16 protein-coding genes are annotated in these 19,988 nt (G+C 70.0%); 9 read left to right on the plus strand and 7 right to left on the minus strand.

What is annotated here, in order from left to right; translation table 11 throughout:
- Positions 1-105: 105 nt before the first annotated feature.
- Positions 106-3,060, minus strand: coding sequence for an immunoglobulin-like domain-containing protein (locus ACIBK1_RS15360; RefSeq protein WP_156081043.1), 2,955 nt, complete (start codon positions 3,058-3,060; stop codon positions 106-108).
- Between the two features lie 412 nt (positions 3,061-3,472).
- On the opposite strand from ACIBK1_RS15360, the gene ACIBK1_RS15365 reads away from it, so the two are divergent.
- Complete coding sequence (locus ACIBK1_RS15365; protein WP_396735318.1) at positions 3,473-4,957, plus strand: alpha/beta hydrolase-fold protein; 1,485 nt, start codon at positions 3,473-3,475, stop codon at positions 4,955-4,957.
- Between the two features lie 171 nt (positions 4,958-5,128).
- Here the strand turns inward: ACIBK1_RS15365 and ACIBK1_RS15370 are convergent, their stop codons facing one another.
- Entirely contained in the window at positions 5,129-5,896 is a 768-nt protein-coding gene (locus ACIBK1_RS15370) for an IclR family transcriptional regulator (RefSeq protein ID WP_396735321.1), read from the minus strand.
- A 263-nt stretch (positions 5,897-6,159) separates the two neighbouring features.
- Between ACIBK1_RS15370 and ACIBK1_RS15375 the strand changes: the two genes are divergently transcribed.
- The 5 genes from ACIBK1_RS15375 to ACIBK1_RS15395 all read left to right on the plus strand — a co-directional run bounded on the left by ACIBK1_RS15375 (position 6,160) and on the right by ACIBK1_RS15395 (position 11,541).
- Positions 6,160-7,299, plus strand: coding sequence for an ABC transporter substrate-binding protein (locus tag ACIBK1_RS15375; RefSeq protein ID WP_197042761.1), 1,140 nt, complete (start codon positions 6,160-6,162; stop codon positions 7,297-7,299).
- A 69-nt stretch (positions 7,300-7,368) separates the two neighbouring features.
- The gene (locus ACIBK1_RS15380) at positions 7,369-8,313 is read left to right on the plus strand and encodes a carbohydrate ABC transporter permease (protein WP_030509846.1); all 945 of its coding nucleotides are present in this window, start codon (positions 7,369-7,371) and stop codon (positions 8,311-8,313) included.
- The gene (locus ACIBK1_RS15385; RefSeq protein WP_030509845.1) at positions 8,313-9,143 is read left to right on the plus strand and encodes a carbohydrate ABC transporter permease; all 831 of its coding nucleotides are present in this window, start codon (positions 8,313-8,315) and stop codon (positions 9,141-9,143) included. Before ACIBK1_RS15380 ends, ACIBK1_RS15385 begins: the two co-directional genes overlap by 1 nt.
- 8 nt (positions 9,144-9,151) lie before the next feature.
- Complete coding sequence (locus ACIBK1_RS15390; RefSeq protein ID WP_396735325.1) at positions 9,152-10,333, plus strand: mandelate racemase/muconate lactonizing enzyme family protein; 1,182 nt, start codon at positions 9,152-9,154, stop codon at positions 10,331-10,333.
- On the plus strand, positions 10,330-11,541 hold the full coding sequence (locus ACIBK1_RS15395; RefSeq protein ID WP_081903757.1) for a fumarylacetoacetate hydrolase family protein: 1,212 nt from the start codon (positions 10,330-10,332) through the stop codon (positions 11,539-11,541). Before ACIBK1_RS15390 ends, ACIBK1_RS15395 begins: the two co-directional genes overlap by 4 nt.
- A gap of 3 nt (positions 11,542-11,544) precedes the next feature.
- Here ACIBK1_RS15395 and ACIBK1_RS15400 read toward each other — a convergent pair whose 3' ends face one another.
- The 4 genes from ACIBK1_RS15400 to ACIBK1_RS15415 all read right to left on the minus strand — a co-directional run bounded on the left by ACIBK1_RS15400 (position 11,545) and on the right by ACIBK1_RS15415 (position 16,356).
- Positions 11,545-12,831, minus strand: coding sequence for a hypothetical protein (locus ACIBK1_RS15400; RefSeq protein WP_396735328.1), 1,287 nt, complete (start codon positions 12,829-12,831; stop codon positions 11,545-11,547).
- A gap of 54 nt (positions 12,832-12,885) precedes the next feature.
- The gene (locus tag ACIBK1_RS15405; RefSeq protein ID WP_030509841.1) at positions 12,886-13,791 is read right to left on the minus strand and encodes a D-isomer specific 2-hydroxyacid dehydrogenase family protein; all 906 of its coding nucleotides are present in this window, start codon (positions 13,789-13,791) and stop codon (positions 12,886-12,888) included.
- A 112-nt stretch (positions 13,792-13,903) separates the two neighbouring features.
- Positions 13,904-15,007: a glutathione-independent formaldehyde dehydrogenase gene (locus tag ACIBK1_RS15410; protein ID WP_342202891.1), complete on the minus strand. Its 1,104-nt coding sequence runs from the start codon at positions 15,005-15,007 to the stop codon at positions 13,904-13,906.
- A 218-nt stretch (positions 15,008-15,225) separates the two neighbouring features.
- Positions 15,226-16,356, minus strand: coding sequence for a sensor histidine kinase (locus tag ACIBK1_RS15415; RefSeq protein WP_396735333.1), 1,131 nt, complete (start codon positions 16,354-16,356; stop codon positions 15,226-15,228).
- Positions 16,357-16,480: 124 nt separating this feature from the next.
- Between ACIBK1_RS15415 and ACIBK1_RS15420 the strand changes: the two genes are divergently transcribed.
- The 3 genes from ACIBK1_RS15420 to ACIBK1_RS15430 are packed head-to-tail and all read left to right on the plus strand — an operon-like array spanning position 16,481 to position 18,577.
- A complete protein-coding gene (locus ACIBK1_RS15420; RefSeq protein ID WP_051762048.1) occupies positions 16,481-17,110 on the plus strand; it encodes a TetR/AcrR family transcriptional regulator in 630 nt (209 codons plus the stop codon).
- Positions 17,107-17,307: a ferredoxin gene (locus ACIBK1_RS15425; protein WP_030509837.1), complete on the plus strand. Its 201-nt coding sequence runs from the start codon at positions 17,107-17,109 to the stop codon at positions 17,305-17,307. Before ACIBK1_RS15420 ends, ACIBK1_RS15425 begins: the two co-directional genes overlap by 4 nt.
- A 1-nt stretch (position 17,308) precedes the next feature.
- Positions 17,309-18,577: a cytochrome P450 gene (locus ACIBK1_RS15430; RefSeq protein WP_081903755.1), complete on the plus strand. Its 1,269-nt coding sequence runs from the start codon at positions 17,309-17,311 to the stop codon at positions 18,575-18,577.
- Here the strand turns inward: ACIBK1_RS15430 and ACIBK1_RS15435 are convergent.
- The gene (locus ACIBK1_RS15435) at positions 18,535-19,893 is read right to left on the minus strand and encodes a glycosyltransferase family 4 protein (RefSeq protein WP_396735338.1); all 1,359 of its coding nucleotides are present in this window, start codon (positions 19,891-19,893) and stop codon (positions 18,535-18,537) included. The two genes, ACIBK1_RS15430 and ACIBK1_RS15435, sit on opposite strands and share 43 nt — an antisense overlap.
- Positions 19,894-19,988 lie beyond the last annotated feature (95 nt).

Genomic DNA, 19,988 nt, shown 5'->3' on the forward strand with positions numbered 1-19,988 from the left:
GGGGCGGGGGGGGGGGGGGGGGGGGGGGGGGGGGGGGCGCCCCCCCGGGGCCGGGGGGGGGGGGGGGGGGGGGGGGGGGGCCCCCCCCCCCCCGCCACTCGCCGGCTACCGAACCGTCAACTTCTGGTAGTCGGCGGCGTGGGGCTGGTAGGTCGGGTTGCCGGAGTAGGCGACGTGGACCGGGTACACCCCGCGCTGCAGATCGGCGGTCCGCAGTGTGACGACGGCCTCGCCGTCCGCCAGTGGCACGACCTGCACGGTGCCGCCGAAGGTGACGGTGACCTCGCCGGTCGGAGTCGGAGCGTCCTTCTTCTGCCCGCCCGCCGGCCCGACGGTCACGTTCAACGTGAACGTGTCCCCGCGGACAACGGACGCCGGCGCGGTTTTCGCCTTGACCTTGACGGCGTTGGGGCCGGAGGGCACCTGGAACGACGCCGTGCCCTCCGATGCCTTCAGGTAGTCGAAGCCGAGGTACTCGGCCTTGACCGTGCGGGCGCCCGAAGGCAGGCCCGCCGGCAGCGTGACCGTGGCCGCGCCGTCCTTCAGGTGGGCGAGCTTCGACCACGAGCCGATGCTGAACCGCACCTGGCCGCCGGTCTCGAACCCGTCGGCCGCCTTGACCGTGGCGGTGGCCGTGCTCGTCTGGGCCCCGCTCGCGTACGGCTCGACGGCCACCTCAGTCGTGGTCGTGACGTCGCTGTTCGGGATCCCGCGGATGTCGTTCCACTCGCGGAGGGTGATCGGGATCACGGTGCCGTGACGCGGACGTGCGACGCCCGCGTTGGTCATCGTGATCGCCTTGGCGTTCCAGGTCGGAGCCTCGATGTTCTCGTGGCACGCGGCCTGGTATCCACCACCGTTCGTGTACCGGTCACCCCAGAGGTAGAACTGGCCGGGGCAGGAGGTGTCACCGGGGTTGGCCTTGAAGATGATCGGCCCCTCGTAGCCCTGGTTGGCGGCCCACGTCGTGCGCCCCAGAGCCGGAGCGACCAACGTCCAGTGGTTGATGTCGCTGTCCAGGAAGTCGGTGTGCTTCTCCGAGAAGATGTCCGAGCCCTGGTTGCCGGCCTCGTTCTTGGTCACGCGGTAGTACTGGTCGCCGACCCGGATCGCGGTCGTGTCGATCCGCGACAGAGGGGCCGGGTTCTGCCAGACCTTGGGATCGGAGAACGTCTGGAAGTCGCGCGTCGTGGTGTACCACATCTGCGCGTTCCCCTGACCGGTGCGGTTCACGGGGTCGTTCCACAGCGACTGCGCCCAGAAGACGGCGTAGGCGCCGATCTCCTCGACCCACAGCGACTCGGGTGCGAAGGCGTTGCCCGCGTTGTCGGGCGCGACCTTCACGTGTCGCTGAGGGGTCCAGTGCACGAGGTCGTGCGACTCGAACACCTCGATGTACTGGGTGTCGTTGATGGCGTATCCGCCCTGGTCGTACCAGTTCAGGTCGGTGGCGATCATGTAGAACGTGTCGCCGTCGGGTGAGCGGACGATGTGCGGGTCGCGAAGGCCCTGGTCGCCCAGCTGCGAGATGAGCGACGGCCGGCCTCCGGTCAGACCGGTCCAGTCGAGAGCGGTGTTTCCGTTGGACGTCGCGAACATGATCTGCTCGCCGTCGGCGATCCCCTCGCCCTTGAAGTACCCCATGAAGTACCGCTCGTACTCCTCGGAGCGGGGCATGGCGGTGATGGTCACCGGGAACGACTTCGTCTTCGAGGCCGAGCCCTTGGTGATGGTCGCCGTCAGGACGCCCTCGACGTCCGCACGGCCGAAGGCCGGGCGGGTCACCTTACCCGTCGGGGTGACGAGGTCGGTGGTCGACTTCCAGGTGATCGCGGATCCGAACTCGCCGGTGGCAGGGAGGTCCAAGTTTCCGCGCACGTGGTCGGTGGCGTGCAGGGCCAGGTCGAACGTGTCACGGTCGACCGCCTGCGCGTCGTCGAACTCGGCCTTCACCACGATGGGGATCTCCCGTGTGGTGACCTCCTGGGCGCCCTTGCGAACGGTCGCCGTCAGCGTGGCCGTCGCGTCGGGCTGCCCCTGGGCGGGCCGGGTGATCTTGCCGGTCACCGCGACCTTGCGCGCGCTGGGGACGGCCGGCGGGGTGTAGACCTGGACGACCGACGGGTCCGAACTCGTCCACGTGATGGTCGAGCCCGCCGTGGAGCCCACCTTGGGCAGGACGATGTCGCGGACGATCGCGCTGGTCAGACCGAGGTCGATGGCCTCGGCGTCGGCGCGCACGCCGTCGGAGACGGTTCTTTCCGCCAGGGCGAGTGTCTCGTCGAGGCTCACCGCCCGGTCGTAGACCCGGAAGTCCCTGATCGTTCCGCGGAATGAGTAGTGGCCCGACGTCTGCGAGCGAGCGAGGAAGTTGCAGTTGGTCCCCGCGGCGTTCACCGACGGCGGCGTGGTCAGGTTCGCCGACGTCGCGTGCAGCACGCCGTCGAGGTAAAGCCTGCCGGTCCAGCTCGTGCCGTTCGCGTTCAGCGACTGGGTGTAGGTGACGTGCGTCCACGCGCCCTCGGGCATGCGGACCCGATTCTGCTGGATGTTCGCCGAACCCACCGCGACGCGGAACCGCTGGGTGTTCGACGCGAAGATGGAGCCCTGGGCGCCGGTGTCGGCGTCGCACGAGCCGGACTTCGCGCCGAAGCTCCACATCTGGTGCTCGCCGACGTTCGCCGGGTCGATCCGCACGTCATAGTCGACGGTGAGGTTCGACATGCCGGCGGTGATGTCGTCCGGCAGGGCCACGTACGCACCGTCGAGGGCGCTCTCGTAGGAGTCGGGGTTGAACCTGACTCCGTCGCCGGTCAAGGTCGCCTTCTCCGGATGCACGAGCGTGGCGTTCGCCGCCGTTCCCGCGCTACCCGAGTTGACCAGCGTCGTCCCACTGGTCTCGTCGAGGGCGAAGTGGTGCACCAGGCCCTCGTCGAGCTTCTCCTCGGCAGCCTGCGAGGGCGTCGCCGCGAGCGAGACCGAGAGAAGCGCACCCAGTGCCAGGCCCGCGACACCTCTACTCGTGCGACTCAGCCTGCGACGTGACGTTCGCTGTCGCAATATCAATCGATCCTCCCTGCGGGTTCTTGAATGCAGACACTAACCTCCAGCCCCAACGAAAGATAGCGCTAACATCGGCAAACTTTGTGAGCCGATCGATGAAAGTTGTGCGGGACCTCGATAAAGGTCTCGCCCCGATTCTGATTGCCGGCCGCCCACCGCCTGCCGAGGCCGGACGCGACTTTATTGCGCATGTTGCAACGCATGGAACGTCATATGCAATTTGCTCTTGACATCGGTGGGCGTCCACCTACGATCATGGCAACGGTCAGGTCCGATTCGTTACGTCTGACCACTTTTCACTCTTCGGAGGGAGAGCAACGTGCCCGTCGCCCATCCCCATCGTCCGCCGAGGATTCAACGAGGTAGAAGGCTGAGGTCGCTTCTGGCCGGCCTCACGGTCGCGACAGCGGTGGCCGCGGTCGGGGTGTCGGCCCCCCCGGCCTCGGCGGCGCCGGTGAAGCCGCTGGGGCCGACCCTGGTCAAGTCCGACGCGCCCCCGACCGGGTACGCGGTGACATTCCGATACCAGGCGCCCGCCGGCGTCGACAGCGTGCAGATCTACGGCGACTGGTTCTTCGCTCAGCCCGACAACGTCGGCGACAACCACCCGCCGTCCCAGTGGCAGCCGGGCGACACCGCGGCCACCCCCTGGCGCATCCTGCCCATGCAACTCGGGTCCGACGGGGTATGGGAGATCACCGTCCCGTTACCCGCCGGAACGTTCCGCTACGCCTTCACCCATGACTGCACCAACGTGGAGGCCACCGGCTGCGCCCTGCACGACGACCCGGCCAACCGGTGGGAGGTGCAGCCCCAGTACCCGAGCGCGCCGGGCGCGGTGCGCAGCACGATTTACGTACCGAGCAGCGCGAAGTTCCCCACCTACGACAACGACTATCAGGCGCCGGTCAAGGCCGGTGAGGCCGGGAAGCTGGAGTCGCGGCGGTATCCGTCGCCGCTGTCGACCAACCCGGCCGGGGTGCATGACATCGTCGTCTACACGCCGCACGGTTACGACCCGAACCGGGCGACGCCCTATCCCACGCTCTATCTGAGCCACGGTGCCGGGGACAGCTCGATCGCCTGGACGATGCAGGGCGTGGCCCACCACATCGTGGAGAACGCCATCAGGGACGGCGCGGTGCAGCCGATGGTGGTCGTGTCCACCGACTTCAACGGCCTGCCCGGTGGCAACCAGGGGTACGCCGACGAGCTGCGCAACAACGTCATCCCGTTCGTGGAGCAGAACTACCACGTCTCGACCCGGCCGGAGGACCGCGCGTTCGGCGGGTTCTCGGCGGGCGGGAGTCGTGCGTTCACCATCATGTACGACAACACCGACCTGTTCGCCTACGACGCCGCCTGGAGCATCGGCGGGCCGGCCGCCTCGCAGGCGCAGATCGACCGCCTGAAGACGGTGCCCGGCGGCCTCCTCTTCGGCACCGGACGGCAGGACGGCACCAGCGCCCAGAGCCTGCACACACGCGCCGAGGCGCTGCGGTCCGCCGGAGTCGACATCAAGGAGTACTACGTCGACGGCATGCACACCTGGCATGTCTGGCGTCCGATGCTCAACTTCTATCTGCGTAACGTGGCGTTCCGCACCACCACGACGGGCCTGGACGTCACCGCCACGCCCGCCGGGAACTCCCACAACGTCAGGCTCACCGCGACCGCCGCGGTGGGCACCGTGACCGCCAACGTCGCCTCCCCCACCGGCAAGGTCGACTTCTACGCCGGTGACACCCACCTCGGATCCGCACCCGTCAAGGACGGTGTGGCCACCTTCCGCGAGGCCGTCGACGGCGCGCTCCTCGACAGCCCCGTCGTCGCCCGCTACCCGGGCGACAAACTGTTCAACGCGTCACAGAGCACGCAGGTGACCGTCGACTGACCTGGTTCCTCCCGCCGACCCGGCAGGGCCTTGCCGTGGCGCCTCCCACCTACGGAGGTGCCACGGCAAGGTCGTCTGAGGACCCGAGCCCGCGACCTGGGGAAGCCCTGGGAGAGTCGGCGTGTCAGGCCAACGCCGACGGCACCTCGAAGTGCCCCCACGGGTCGCGACTCAGCTCGCCGGCGGCGCCTCCGGCGTGTATCCGACTTCTTGTGAGATCAGCGTCGCGGTCTCCAGCAGCAGCGGAAGTTTCTCCTTCAACTGGTCCAAGGTCTCGATCACCTCGATCGCGGTGATGGAGACGGCGGCGACGACCTTGCCCCGTGAATCCCTGACCGGCGCGGCCACGCACATGACGTAGGCGTCGTGCTCGCCGTTGTCGACAGACCAGCCTTGCTCGCGGACCTGCGCGAGTTCGACTTCGAAGGACTCGCGATCGGTGATCGTCGTGTCGGTGTACCGGTCGAAGGCGACGTGCGCGAGCAGGCGATCGCGGTCCTCCCTGGGGAGGTAGGCGAGGATCGCCTTCCCGACGGCGCTCGCATACAGTGAGACGGCCCGGCCGATCCGAGACGGCAGCTTCACCGCGTCGAACGCGGGGCTGTCGACCTTGTCGATGTAAATGATCTCGTTGCCGGTCAGCTGTGCCAGGTGCACGGTATGACCCGTCTGCCCCTGGAGCCGGCGCAGGTGCGCCGATGCGAACTGACGTAGGTCCATCGAGCCGAGCGCGAGCTCGGACAGCTCGATGAGCCCGCTCCCGAACACGTAGGCCCCCGCCCCTGTCTTGCGCACGAACCGCGCGGCCTCAAGAGCTTGCAAGATCCGCAAAGCCGTGGACTTGTGGACGCCGAGCACGTCCGCGGCCTCTGTGAGGGTCAGCGGATGTTCCGCTGCCACCCGGATCAGGTTGATCGCGCGCTGGATGGATTGTGCCACTACTGCCCTCCCTGCGTTGCACTACGCGCAATGTAGAGCATATGCCGCGCAACCGCTCGCTTCTTGACAGTGTTGCACATGTTGCTACGATCGTTGCAAGAAAACGGCGTTTCGGGGGAACGAACGGTTGATTACGGGAGTAACACATGGAGCTGCATCGCGTTCGCCGTAGCATGGCTGTGGCGACCAGTCTCATCTGTACGGCCGTCGCCTTCCTGAGCGGCTGCGGCTCTGACAGTGAATCCGGAAGCGGATCCGGCGGCGTGACCACGCTGACCTTCGCCGCCTCGACGTTCGGCGACCCCGGCCGCGGGCCACTGCTCACGAAGTGGCTCGATGACTTCAACAAGAGCCAGAGCAAGGTCCGGGTGTCCGCCGCGGCGGTGCCGTACCCGACCTTCGGCCAGACCGTCCTGACCCAGATGGGGAGCGGGAAAGGGCCGGACCTGATCCGCTTCGACATGCCCGAGTTCGAGTCCGCCTCGGACGCCGGCCTCATCGCGCCGCTCGACGACCTGATCGACGTCAGCAAGTACGACCTGCTCAAGCAGCCGGACCAGTTCATGGTCCACGACGGCAGGCGAGACGGGATCATCTTCGAGGCGTCGAACTACGCGATGTTCTACAACGCCGACCTGATCTCGAAGCCGCCGACGACCTACGAGGAGTTCGCCAAGACGGCGCAATCGCTGACCAAGGGCGACGTCTACGGCCTGGCGTTCCGTCAGACGGAGGCCGAGGAGGCCGGTGTCTGGCAGGACATCTTCAACTACGTCTACGGTTTCGGCGGCAAGTGGTCGGACGGCAAGAACCTGACCATCAACTCGCCGGAGAACCTCAAGGGCCTGCAGGCGTACAAGGACCTGTACGACGCGAAGGTGATCCCGCGGGGCGCGGACGCGGCGACGTTCCGCCGCATGTTCGCCGAGGGCAAGGTCGGCATGGAGCTCAACAACGGCGGCTACGTGACGGCGACCCGCGGCCAGAACCCCAACCTGAACTTCAGCGTCGCGCCCATCCCGTTCCCGGTCCGCAGCCAGGGCGCGATCCTCGCGCCCATCGTGATCAACGAGGCGAGCCCGTCGAAGGAGGCCGCGGCCACCTTCATCCGCTGGGCGCTTGAGCCGGCCAACCAGGTGAAGCTGCAGGAGATCCTCGGCGCGAGCAGCGTGGCGACGGTCACCCAGCGCAGCGCCGAGAAGCTCAAGGAGACGCCCTTCCTCAAGGTGTTCGACGACCTCACCGAATCGAGCCTGCCGCAGATCGTCCTGGGATTCGAGGCGAAGACGCCGGACATCCGCAAGATCGTCGTGCAGAACGTCGTCGCGGCGCTCCAGGGCACGGTCGACCTCAAGACCGCGCTGGACCGCGCCCAGGAGCAGGCGACCAAACTGGTCGGTTGATCGGACGAGACCGCCGGCGTGAGCATCCCTCGCGCCGGCGGCGTCCTACTCGAACAAGGACCGAACTCGATGACTGTGCTGAAACAACAGCAGACCTCAGGGTCTCGATCCGAGACCCGGCGTCGAGGCAGCCCGCGGGGAAGCAAGTGGACGCCCTACCTCTTCCTGGCGCCCGCCGCCGTCTTCATCCTCGTCTTCCAGGTCGTTCCGCTCGTTCAGGAGATCTTCCTGAGCTTCACGCGGACGTCGCTGCTGAATCCCACCCGCAGCACCTGGGTGGGGCTGGACAACTTCACCCGCATCTTCGGTGACGCGGACTTCCGCCGCACCCTTCTCACCACCTTCATCTATGTGATCGTGTGTGTTGTCGGCGCCGTGGGATCCGGGCTCGCCGTCGCCCTGCTCCTCAACAAAGGGTTCCGCGGCAGGGGGTGGGCGCGCGCGCTGGTGACCATTCCGTGGGCGGCGCCCGGCATCGCGGTCGCGCTCATCGCGACGTGGATGCTCAACCCGGACTACGGGATCGTGAACCGCTTCCTGGACGCGGTCGGCCTCGGCGTCCCGGGCGGCGCCATCCTCGACAGCCCGAAGTACGCCCTCCCGGCGATCCTCGCCACGACCATCTGGCAGCTGTTCCCGTTCACCTCGGTGGTGCTGCTGTCCGCGCTGCAGTCCGTGCCCCCGGACCTGACCGAGGCCGCGACGGTGGACGGCGCAGGGCGGTGGTGGACCTTCCGCGCCGTCACCTGGCAGGTCATCAAGCCCACCATCGGACTGCTCGCCATCCTCATGACCATCTGGTCGCTGCGGCGGTTCGAGCTCATCTGGCTCATGACCAAGGGGGGACCGGTCGGCGCGACCGAGACGCTCGTCATCGACCTCTACTCGGAGGCCTTCGACTCCAAGCAACTCGGTTCCGCGGCGGCGATCGGCATGGTCGGGGTGGTCGTGTCGCTCATCGTCGTCGCCGGCAGCCGGTTCGTGGCCCGCGCCGCCGAAAGGGAGGCCCGCTGATGAGGCCGCTTCGCATCGGTCTGACCCTGCGCATCCTCGGCGTCCTCGTCGTGCTCGGCGTCGCGGTCTTCCCCCTGTACTGGATGATCGTCACGGCGCTGTCGAGCAACTCTGATCTCTTCGCCGCGAAGGCTCGGCTCGTCCCCGACTTCTCCCAATTCGGGGTCTTCATCGACGCGCTGGCCGAAGGCAAGGCGCTGGGGTGGCTGCGCAACAGCCTGGTGATCGCCCTCGGCACGACAGTCCTCTCGATCGGCCTCGGCATTCCGCTCGGCTACGCGCTCTCGCGGTTCTCGTTCTGGGGCAAGGCCGTCGTGACCGTGCTTCTGCTGTTCACGCAGATGCTTCCCGAGGCGCTCATGGTCGTGCCGCTGTTCTCGCTCTTCCGGCGGTTCGGCCTGCTCGACTCCCTGGCCGGCCTCATCCTGGTCAACTCCGCCTTCGTCCTGCCGATCGTCGCCCTCATTCTCAAGGGCGCGATCGACGGCATACCGCGCGCGCTGGAGGAGTCCGCGCGTGTCGACGGAGCACGGCCGCTCACGGTGCTGACGCGCATCAACGTGCCGCTGATCGCGCCGTCCATCGCGGCCACCGCGGTCATCGCGTTCTTCCACGCCTGGAACGAGTACGTGTTCGCCGTGACATTCATCTTCACCCCCGGGAAGCAGCCGGCCTCGGTGGGGATCGCGAACTTCATCGGCGAGCTGGGCACGCCGATCCAGACGGTGATGGCGGTCGCGTTCATGTTCACGCTGCCCGCCGTCGTCTTCTACCTGTTCGCGCAGAGGCATGTGGTGGCCGGCATGACCGCCGGCGCCGTGAAGGGGTAAACGGGAGCATGAAGATCACCTCGGTCGACACCCTCGTCGTCGACTTCTACCGCACCAATCTCGTGATCGTCCGCGTCACCACCGACGAGGGGATCGTCGGACTCGGCGAGGCGACGCTGGAGGGCAAGGAGCGCGCCGTCCAGGGAGCCGTCGCGGAAGTCGCCGAAGCCATGGTGGGGCTCGATCCCACCCGTATCTCCGGCATCCTGTACGAGCTGGCGAGAGACTGGTACTGGCGAGGAGGCCCGGTCATCATGACCGCGCTGAGCTCGCTCGAAATGGCGCTGTGGGATATCTCGGCACGGGAGCTCGGTGTCCCCGTCTCCCGGCTTCTCGGCGGCGCCACCCGGGACCGGGTGCGTGCCTATGCCAACGGCTGGTTCTCGGGAGCCGTCACGCCTGAGGACTACGCCGCCGCCGCGAGGAGGACCGTCGACAGCGGCTTCCGCGGTCTCAAGTGGGATCCCTTCGAGAACTTCGACCTGACGATCACGTCCCGGCAGCTGGACCGCGTGCTCGCGCAGATCGACGCTGTCCGCTCCGCGGTCGGGCGCGACGTCGAGCTGTTCATCGAGGGCCACGGCCGGTTCGACGTCCGCCACGCGATCAAAATCGCACGCGAGATCGCCCAGTTCGACCCGGTGTGGTTCGAGGAGCCGTGCCCTCCGGACAACCTCGACGCCCTCGTCGACATCCGCCGGGCGTCTCCGGTGCCCATCGCCGCCGGGGAGCGTTGGTTCGGCCGGCAGGGTTTCGCGCCGGCGATCGCCCGCCAGGCGGTCGACTTCGTCCAGCCCGACGTGACGCACGCCGGCGGCATCGCCGAACTGGCCTTCATCTCGACGCTCGCCGCGACCAGCTACGTCGGTTTCGCCCCGCACAATCCCAGCGGGCCGCTGAGCACCGCGGCGACGCTGCAACTCGGGGCGACCCTGCCCAACTTCCGATACCTGGAAATCATGGCGACCGACGTGCCGTGGCGCCCGGAGATCACCAACGAACGACTCGTGCTCACGAAGGAGGGCGACGTCATGATCCCGGCAGGGATCGGACTCGGCATCGAACTCGATCTCGAGGCGATCGCGCGGCACCCCTTCACGCCCCACCCCCTGAGGATGTTCCGGGACGCCGTCTTCGACATCCGCCCCGAGGACGAGCGGTCCTTCTTCAACCTGGGAGACCCCGTATGAGCCAGGCATCGTCCGCGGCGTACTCCGCCGAGGTCGACTGGTTCGGCACGGCCGCCGACGCGCTGCCGGACGACGCCGAGGACAGCATTCTGATCGGCCGGATCTGGGATCCCGGCGTCGAAGGGCCGTCACCCGTCGTCGTCCGCAACGGCGACGTCCTCGACATCAGCGCCGAGTTCCCGACGATCCGCGACGTCTGTGAACTGCCGGATCCCGCCGCCGTGGTGTCCAGGCTCGACGGCCGGCGGGTCGGCGGCTTCCGGGACGTGCTCGCCAACACCGGCGCCGCGGACCGGGACCGCACCCGGCCCTGGTTGCTCACACCGGTCGACCTCCAGGCGCTCAAGGCCGCCGGGGTGACCTTCGCCGTCTCGATGATCGAGCGCATCATCGAGGAACGGGCCCGCGGCGACCTGCTGCTCGCGGCGGACATCCGCCAGCGGATTCTCGCCGGCCTCGGAGCCGACCTGCACGGCCTGTCACCGGGCTCGGAGGAGGCGACGCGGCTGAAGGACCTCCTCGTCGCCGAGGGCATCTGGAGTCAGTACCTGGAGGTCGGCATCGGACCGGATGCCGAGATCTTCACCAAGGGCCAGATCCTCTCCGCCATGGGAACCGCGGTCCCCGTCGGCGTGCTCGCCGCCTCGACCTGGAACAACCCGGAGCCCGAAGTGGCGCTCATCGTCCAGTCGAGCGGCCGGATCGTGGGGGCGACCCTCGGCAACGACGTGAACCTCCGGGACGTCGAGGGCCGATCCGCGCTGCTGTTGCCGAGGGCGAAGGACAACAACGCCTCGTGTGCGCTGGGGCCGTTGATCCGGCTCTTCGACGAGCGGTTCGACCTGGAACAGGTACGCGGCCTCGTGGTGGGCCTCGACATCGAAGGCATGGACGGCTTCCGCCTTGAGACCGTCTCGGAGATGGCGCGGATGTCACGTGATCCGGAAGCGCTGGTGCGGCAGATGATCGGGCCGCATCATCACTATCCCGACGGCGCGGTCCTCATGCTGGGCACCATGTTCGCGCCCATCCAGGACCGCGACCGCCCCGGCGAGGGGTTCACGCACAAGGTCGGCGACATCGTCAGGATCAGCTCCCCGGCGCTCGGCACCCTGGTCAACCGCGTCCGGCACGCCGAGGAGTGCGAACCCTGGAACTTCGGAGTCCGCGATCTCATGGGGAATCTCGTGAAGAGGGGACTCCTGTGAGCATCACCAGTCGATCCGCCTAATCGCCGGTTCTCCCCATGACACGGCGGGCTCGGCGTCACCGAGCCCGCCGTTCACATCGTGATCGGCGGACCGCCGGGCCCGCAGCAGCGGGACCGCGGCGGCGAGCGCGGCGACCGTGGCGAGTGCGGCGGGTGCGACGCCGCCCACCTCCGCCAGTCGCTCCGCGGGCCCCTCCAGGAGGCCCGCCACGCCGTCGGTCACAGTGGTGAGGACGATCAGCACAGCGCCCGTGCGCCCGAGCAGCCGGTGGGGTGTGACGGCCTGCCGGTGGCTGAGCAGGGCGACGAAGGCGATCAGTCTTCCGGCCGCCGGGACGGCGGTCCCGAGGACGTACCAGGCCCATCCGGGCCCGATGCCGGACAAGGCGAGCAGCAGGGTGAACGGCCCGCTCACGATCAGGGCCCACCAGGCCAGGCGGAAGGTCCCGATCCTGCGGTGCAGCAGCACGGCCACCAGCGCCCCGAGGACGCAAGGGACGTATGCCGGCGCGCTCATCAGCCACCGGGCAGACCCGCTGCCGGCCCCGCTCAGGCCGCGGAACGCGGTCTCCCACGCCTCGCCTGCCACCGCGCCGGCGATCTCGGCGACCACGGCCGACAGCACCAGATAGAGGGCGATCGCCCGCAGCGCCGGATGCCGGGCCGTGAAACGGATCCCCTCCGCCGTCTCCCGCCACAGCCCCGCCCTGGGCGGCGGCGGCGCCTCGACGGCGGAGACGCCCCGGAACAGCGCCGCCGCCGCGGCCAGTGCCAGGCCGATCGCGAACAGGAACACGGGCCCCTGCCAGACGGCCCCCGTCAGCTTCATCGGCACGACGACGATCTGCGGCAGCAGGGTCAGCAGCAGGACGTTCGCCGGAAGCAGGCGCTCGCGCCGCACGACGGACGGCAGGTACGCGTCCCGGCCGAGTTCCGTCACCATCGCCAGGACACCGCTCGCCGGCATCACCGCGAGGAGGAGCGGCCAGGTGGGTGCTCCGAGAGCCCCGGCCGCCGGGACGGACGTGAGGGCCACCGCTCCCAGCAGCGCCGACAGCACCAGGACTGACCGGCGTCGGGTCCGGTCGATCAGCACTCCCAGCGGCAGCGCCAGCACGAGGATCGCGACCGGCTCCACGGCCCCGTCGAACATGATGAGGAGCTTCAACGGGACTCTCTGCTCGGCGCTCCACAGAGCCGGTTCGGCCAGCGGGAAGGAGACGCAGACGACGGCGGAGGCGAGCGCGAAGAGCGCGAATCGTCGTCGTGACGGGCTGGGGGCGGCCATCCGGTGATCTTCGCCGCTGCCGCCCGGTCCGCGCAAACCGCGCCGGGTGCGGCGTCAGTAGCCCCGCGCCGGATCGATGCGGCCGAGGAGCGGCTCCCCCCGCAGGTAGCGGGCGACGTTCTCGCGTACCCGCTCGGCGAGGCTCTCGTCGAGACGGGCCTGCGGGTTGGCGCTGTGCGAGGTGATCAGCGCGTTCGGCTCGGCCCACAGGCCGTGCCCGTCCGGCAGCGGCTCGGGGTCGGTGACGTCGAGGGCGGCGCCGCCGATCTCCCCGGCGCGCAGCGCGGCGAGCAGGGCGTCGGTGTCGACCAGTTCACCCCGGGCCACGTTGACCAGCCACGCGCGCGGGCCCAGGGCCCGAAGCTGGTCCCGGCCGACCATCCGGTAGGTCTCCGGAGTGGCGGGCGCGGCCAGGATGACATGATCGGCGCGCGACCAGACGGCGGCAAGTCCGTCGAACGGCACCGTCTCGGCCGCGCCCTCGACGGGCTCGCCCGAGCGGTTGACCGCGAGGACGTCCGCGCCCAGGGCGCGCAGCGCGGGGATGACCGCTCTGCCGATCCCGCCCGCGCCGACGACGGCCACGGTGCTCCCGCGCAGCGTGCCGGGCTGGTCGCGGTGCCACGTACGGCGACGGGCGGCGGCGGGCAGCCGGTGCACTCCGGCCAGCAGCAGGGCGAGGGCGTGCTCGGCGACCTGCGGGGCGTAGGCCCCCGCGGCCGAGCACCAGACCCGGGTGGAGTCGACGAGCCCCTCCCGCGTCCACCGTTCGACACCCGCGGACGGCAGCTGGACCCAGCGCACGCTCGGCGTCAGGTAGTCCCGCACGCCCTCCGGCCGCGAGTCGGTCCAGACCAGCGCCTCCGCCCTGCGGGGATCACCGACGACCTCGCCACCGGCGGCACGGACGGATTCGACGATCAGCGGGGGGTCCGCCGGGGCCACGCAGACGGTGAGCACGCCTGTCCCTTCCTGGTCGCGCCGGGCGCCTCCGCGGCGCGGCTCTCCCCCCAAGAGTAGGGTCCGCCCGCTTCGGGCGATCACGGGCCCGGCGCCGTGTGATCAAGGCGGGTCAGGCGGCTCCGTTCGGGTGCAGCACCACCTTGGTCCAGCCCTTGTCCCGCGCGTCGAAGTGCGCGTACGCCTTGGGAGCGTCGTCGAGGCCCAGCTCCTGGGAGACGATCCAGGACGGCCGGGCGCCGGCCTCGTGGATGAGGGAGCACAGCTGGCGGTTGTAGTTTTTGACGTTGCACTGGCCGGTGCTCATCGTCTGGCCCTTGGACCAGAAGGTCCCGTAGTCGATGGCCACCTGACCGCGCTTGTACAGGTCGTTCCGACCGCCGGGGTCGTGGGCGAGGAACAGGCCGACGACGGCGATGTTCCCGGTGAACTTGACCGACCTGACCAGGTTGTTCAGGGTCATGTTGGGATGCTCCGCGCCTTCCGGGTCGTGCGCCTGGAAGCCCACGCACTCGCAGCCGCGGTCGGCGCCCATCCCCTGGGTCAGCTCCAGGATCTGATCGACGGGGCTGGCCCGGGAGTCGTCGATCGGGATCGCGCCGATCTCCTCGGCCTTGGCCAGCCGGTCCGGATGGTGATCGATGACCATGACGCCGCTCGCGTTCCTGAGCAGGGCGGAGTAGGCGGCCATCAGCCCGACCGGGCCCGCGCCGTAGACGACGACGGTGTCGCCCGGCTGCACGCAGGCGAGCATCGTGGCGTGCCAGCCGGTGGGCCACACGTCGGCCAGCATGACGTAGTCGGTCTGCCTCTCTCGCGCGTCTTCCGGCAGGACGAGGCAGTTGTAGTCCCCGTACGGCACGCGCAGCAGCTCGGCCTGACCGCCGTTGTACGGGCCCATGTCGGCGTAGCCGTACGCCGCGCCGGCCAGGCCCGGTGTGGGATTGGTGGTCAGGCAGAAGGCCGTGAGGCCCTGCTCGCAGTTGGCGCAGAAGCCGCAGGAGATGTTGAACGGCAGACAGACCATGTCGCCGACCTTGACCCGGTCGACGGCGTCCCCGATCTCCACGACCTCGCCGAGGTTTTCGTGCCCGAGGACCCGGCCGGGTTCGAAGTCGGTCCTGCCCTCGTACATGTGCAGATCGGAGCCGCAGATGTTGGTTGTGGTGACGCGGACGAGCACGTCCGTGTGCCGTTCGATTCTGGCGTCCGGCACGGTGGTGACGCTGACGTGTCGGGGGCCTTCGTAGACCACGGCTTTCATGGCTACCCTCAAACGAGATCGTTACGGCAGACGCGTGTGAAGCGGCGCGCCGGCGCTCCGCTTCCGTGGCGGCGGCCCTGTGAACCGGGCCGCTGCGTTCCGGGCTCACGTTCCCGCTGTACCGGTCGGTATGAGGGGGACCTACCCCGCTGGGTAGGGGAAAAACCGTTTCAGTCGTGCGGCAGCCGGAGGGGGAGCCGGGCGGCGAGCGCGAAACCGCCCTCGGGGGTCGGCCCGGAGGAGAACCGGCCCTGGGCGAGGCAGACGCGCTCCCTGATGCCGGCCAGGCCGTATCCGCCGCCGAGGGAGGGCGCCGGCCTGACCGTCCTCTCACCGGGGTGGGCGCGGTCCGGAGTGTCGACCACGGAGACGGCCACCTGGTCGCCGGTGACCTCACAGGTGACCTTGACGAGGGAGTCCGGTGCGTGCTTGCGCACGTTGTTCAGCCCCTCCTGCACGAGGCGGTAGCACGCGTGCGAGACCTGTCGTGGCAGCGCCCCCGGGGGAGCGTCGAGGCGGAGATCGACCTTGAGCCCGCTGGCCTGCGCTTCGCCGACCAGCCGGGTGATGGCCTCGGTGCCCGCGGCGAGGTCCCCTTCGTCGCGCCGGAGCACGGTGAGCAACTGCCGCAGTTCGCCGAGTGCCTGCACGCCCTTGTCCTCGATGCTCGCCGTCAGCGCCCGGATCTCGTCCGGCTCGGTGGTGTCGCGGGCTATGCCCGCGTTGAGCACCATGGCGGTGACCGCGTGGGTGACGGTGTCGTGCATCTCCCTGGCGATCTTGCGGCGCTCCTCGGAGGCGGCGATCTCCTCGCGTTCGCGTACGCCGATACGCAATTCCCTGATGAGCCGCCGGTAGGCGTTCACCCAGGTGCCGACGACCGCGGGCAGGTAGATGAGGGTCAGCGCGCGGACGATGTTCAGGTAGACCGAGTGGTCGCTGTGCGGGTTGCGGTAGTCGACGGCGAAGTAGACCACGGTCACGGCGAGGGCGATGTACTGCCACCGGCGCACCCGGTGCTCGGCCGTCATCGAGAAGACGGCCAGGATCATCGGCACGACCTGCCCGGTGACGCAGGCGCACGCGACCGAGGCGACGATCGCGGGCCAGGGGGTGCGGCGCCGCACCATCATGGCCGCCGCCGTGATCACTCCCGTCGTGATTTCGAGCGCGTCCGGCGCGCCGCCCCAGAGGGAGAAGCTGTAGCCGGTGAGCGTCGTGGGCACGGTGAACGCGATGACGGCCGCGGCCAGCGCCGCGTCCACGAACCAGTCGCGATGCTCGTCCCATTTGTTCAACATTCTGCTATTTTGCGACCTTTGTCCGGTGCTTGGCGCATCCGCCGCCATTTTTTACGAGGCGTTGGCCTTAGGAGGAGCGGACGCGGTCTTGACGCAATCAAATGAACGAACATTTAATTTTGTCGTGGGGCGGATCGCTGGTGTCACCGCCGCGGAGACGCGGGAGCGGCTGCTGCGCGCGGCCGTCGACGTGTTCGCCCGGCGCGGGTACGACGGCACGCGCGTGGCCGACATCGCCGCGGCGGCCGGAGTGAGCAACGGCGCCCTGTACGCGCACTTCGGCTCGAAGGCCGAGCTGATCGTGGCCGCGCTCCGCGCCCACGGGCCCCGGCTGCTGGCCGACATGCTGGCCGCCGACCCCGGCCGGCCGGTCGCGGACCTGCTCGTCGCCGTGGGCCGCCGGCTCCCGCGCCGTCCCGACGCCCGCGGCTCCCTGATCGTGGAGGCGCTGGTCGCGGCCCGCCGCGACCAGGACGTGGCCCGTCCGATGCACGACTACGTCGGCGAGCGGGCCGGCTGGCTCGCCGGGCTCGTCCGCGCCGCCCAGGACGACGGTGAGATCGACCCGGCGCTCTCACCCGGCGCCGTCGCCCACCTGTGCCTCCTGCTCGCGATGGGCAGCGCGCTGCTCACGCCGGACCTGCACGCCGTAGGCGACGAGGAGTGGAGCGCCCTGCTCACGCGCCTCGTCGCCGCCATCGCCCCGACCGACCCCGCTTCGCGGACGCCACAGAAACAAGGGGAGCACCAGTGAAAGTGCAGATCGATCCCGCGCGCTGCCAGGGACACGGCCGCTGCTACGACCTGTCGCCCGACCTGTTCACCGAGGACGACGAGGGCTATGGCCAGGTCGTCGGCGACGGGGTCGTGCCGCCAGGCGGAGAGCGCGCCGCGCGGGTCGCGGTCTCCAACTGCCCGGAGAAGGCGATCGTCCTGGTCGAGGAGGCATGAGATGAGCGTCGACGATCGCTTCGTCCGCGACTTCCGGGAGGGGCAGGAGGAGCCCCTCGGCACCCGCAGCGAGATCATCACCGGCCCGGTCTCCGACTGGGCGAGCGACTTCTCCCACCTGGAGCCCGAATGGGCCGCCGATCCGTACCCCATCCAGGACGAGCTGCGGGCGCGCTGCCCGATCGCGCACACGGAGAGGTTCGGCGGCGGGTGGCTGCCGACGCGGTACGAGGACGTCGCCGCGATCGCCTACGACACCGAGCACTTCTCCTCCCGGGCGATCATCATGAGCAACTACCGGCCGCCCCGGGACATCGCGCCGGTGGGAGCCGTGCCGCCGATCTCCTCCGACCCGCCGTTCCACCACGACGCGCGCAAGCTGCTGCTCCCGGCGTTCACCAAGAAGGAGGTGGCCAAGCGGGAGGAGGCGGCGCGGGCGTTCTGCCACTCGCTGATCGACGGGTTCGAGGGCGCGGAGATCGTCGATGCCGCCCGCGACTACGCGCAGCACATCCCGATGCGGGTCATCTCCGACATGCTGGGCTTCCCGCCGGAGGACGGGCCCAGGTTCCGGGAGTTCGTGGAGCACGCGCTCGAAGGCGTCAACCTGCCGCCGGAGCAGCGGGTCGCCAACATGGGGGAGCTGTTCGACTACCTGCTGGAGCAGATCCGCGACCACGTGGCCAGCCCGCGCGACGACCTCACCACCTACCTGATCGAGGCGGAGCTGTACGGCCGCAAGCTCGAGCCCTCGCACGTGGCCGGCACGATGGCCCTGCTGCTCATCGCCGGGATCGACACGACGTGGAGCGCGATCGGCGCCTCGCTGTGGCACCTGGCGAAGACCCCGGCCGACCGCGAGCGCCTGGTCGCCGAGCCGGGGCTGCTGCCGACCGCGATGGAGGAGTTCCTCCGGGCGTACGCGCCGGTCACGATGGCGCGGCTGGTCAAGGAGGACATCCACTGGCGCGGCGCCGACATGAAGGCCGACGACTGGGTCCTGGTGTCGTTCCCCGCCGCCAACCGTGATCCCGCGCAGTTCGACCGGGCCGACGAAGTGATCATCGACCGCGAGATCAACCGGCACGCGGCGTTCGGGCTCGGCATTCACCGCTGCGTCGGTTCCCACCTGGCCCGCATGGAGCTCCGGGTCGCCCTGGAGGTCTGGCTGGAGCGGGTCCCCGTGTTCGGCCTCGCCGACCCCTCGGCGGTGACGTGGGCCCCCGGTCAGGTGCGGGGACCGCGCACGCTTCCCCTCCGCATCGGCTGACCGCCGCGGGGCGGCCCGGCCGTCGTCAGGCCACGCTCCCGGCGGGGGCGCGCGGCGCTTTCGTACGCCTCCAGGGTGTGCCGGGCCGTACGCGCCCAGCTGTAGCGCTCCCGCACGTACGCGGCTCCCCGCAGGGCGAGCCGGTCCGCCTCCGCGGGGTCGCCGAGGAGGCGCAGCAGGGCCTCGGCCAGCTCGCCGGGATCGTCGCGGGCACAGCGAACGGCGCCGTCCCCGACGACCTCCGGCGAGTAGCCCGGCCCGACGACCACCGGGCGGGCGAGCGCCATCGCCTCGACCGCGACCAGGCCGAACGGCTCGTACACCGACGGGAAGACGCAGGCGTCGGCGGCCAGGAAGTGCGCGAACACCTCGGCGGGGGCGAGGAAACGGTTGCCGGCGACCACGTGCGCGCCGGTCTGCGTCCGCTCGATCAGCCGGGCCACCGTCGCGGCGTCGCCGGTCTGCGGGGCCGGGGCGCCGATCAGCACGAACCGCACGTCACCGTGCTCGGCGGCGACCCGCGGCACCGCCCGGATCAGCGTGCCGACCCCCTTGTGCGGCGACGGCCGCCCCGCGAACACGACGAGCCGGCCCTGGCCACCGGGCAGATAGCGCCGCCGCACCTCCGCGCGGACCCGGTCGCGCTCGCCGCCGGGCAGCCCCGCCAGCCGCAGCAGGGCGGGCTCCTCGAAGCCGTGCGGCACGACGACCATCCGGTCCGCGGGCCAGCCGCGGGCGGCCAGGTCGTCGCGCATGCGGGCGCTCGGCACGAGGATGAGGCGCGCCGTCCTCGCCTGGGCCGTCTCCAGAAGGTCGAGCAGGACGGCGTACGCCGACCGGCGCCCCACTCCGGGGGCGTTCAGCTCGCGGGTGTGCACGTGGAACACCACCGGCAGCCGCCCCAGCACACGGCACAGGATTCCGGCCACGCAGCCCATCCAGTCGTGCACGGCGACGACCGCCCCGGTCCGTCCCGCCTCGGCTGACAGGATCCGGGCGGCCGCCCGCACGTTGAACGCGAACAGCCCGGCGATCCTCGCGAGCCGCCGTACACCCGCGGGGAGGGCCGATCCTTCGCCCGGACCGTACCCGGGGGTGGGCAGGCGGTGCAGCGTGACGTCGCCCCGGCGTTCCGCCCCGGGCGCCCGGCCCCGGCGGGCCGTGGCGCCGAAGACCACGACCGGCGCCCCCGCGTCCCGCAGGGCGTCCATGATCCGTTCGGCGTACCGGCCCAGCCCGCCGACGACGTCGGGCGGGACCTCCGAGCAGACGGCGTAGACGCGGACGCCGGGGGAGGCGTGATCAGCGGTGGGCACGGCGAGAACCTAGTCCCTCACCCCGCGCCCGGCCAAGACCGTCGCGGGCATTCCGGCCCGCGGCGGCAGCGGGACCGTACTGCACGACGGGGACG

Origin of the sequence: Microbispora rosea, assembly GCF_044460045.1 — a bacterium.
In the GTDB taxonomy this organism is placed as follows: Bacteria; Actinomycetota; Actinomycetes; order Streptosporangiales; family Streptosporangiaceae; genus Microbispora; species Microbispora rosea.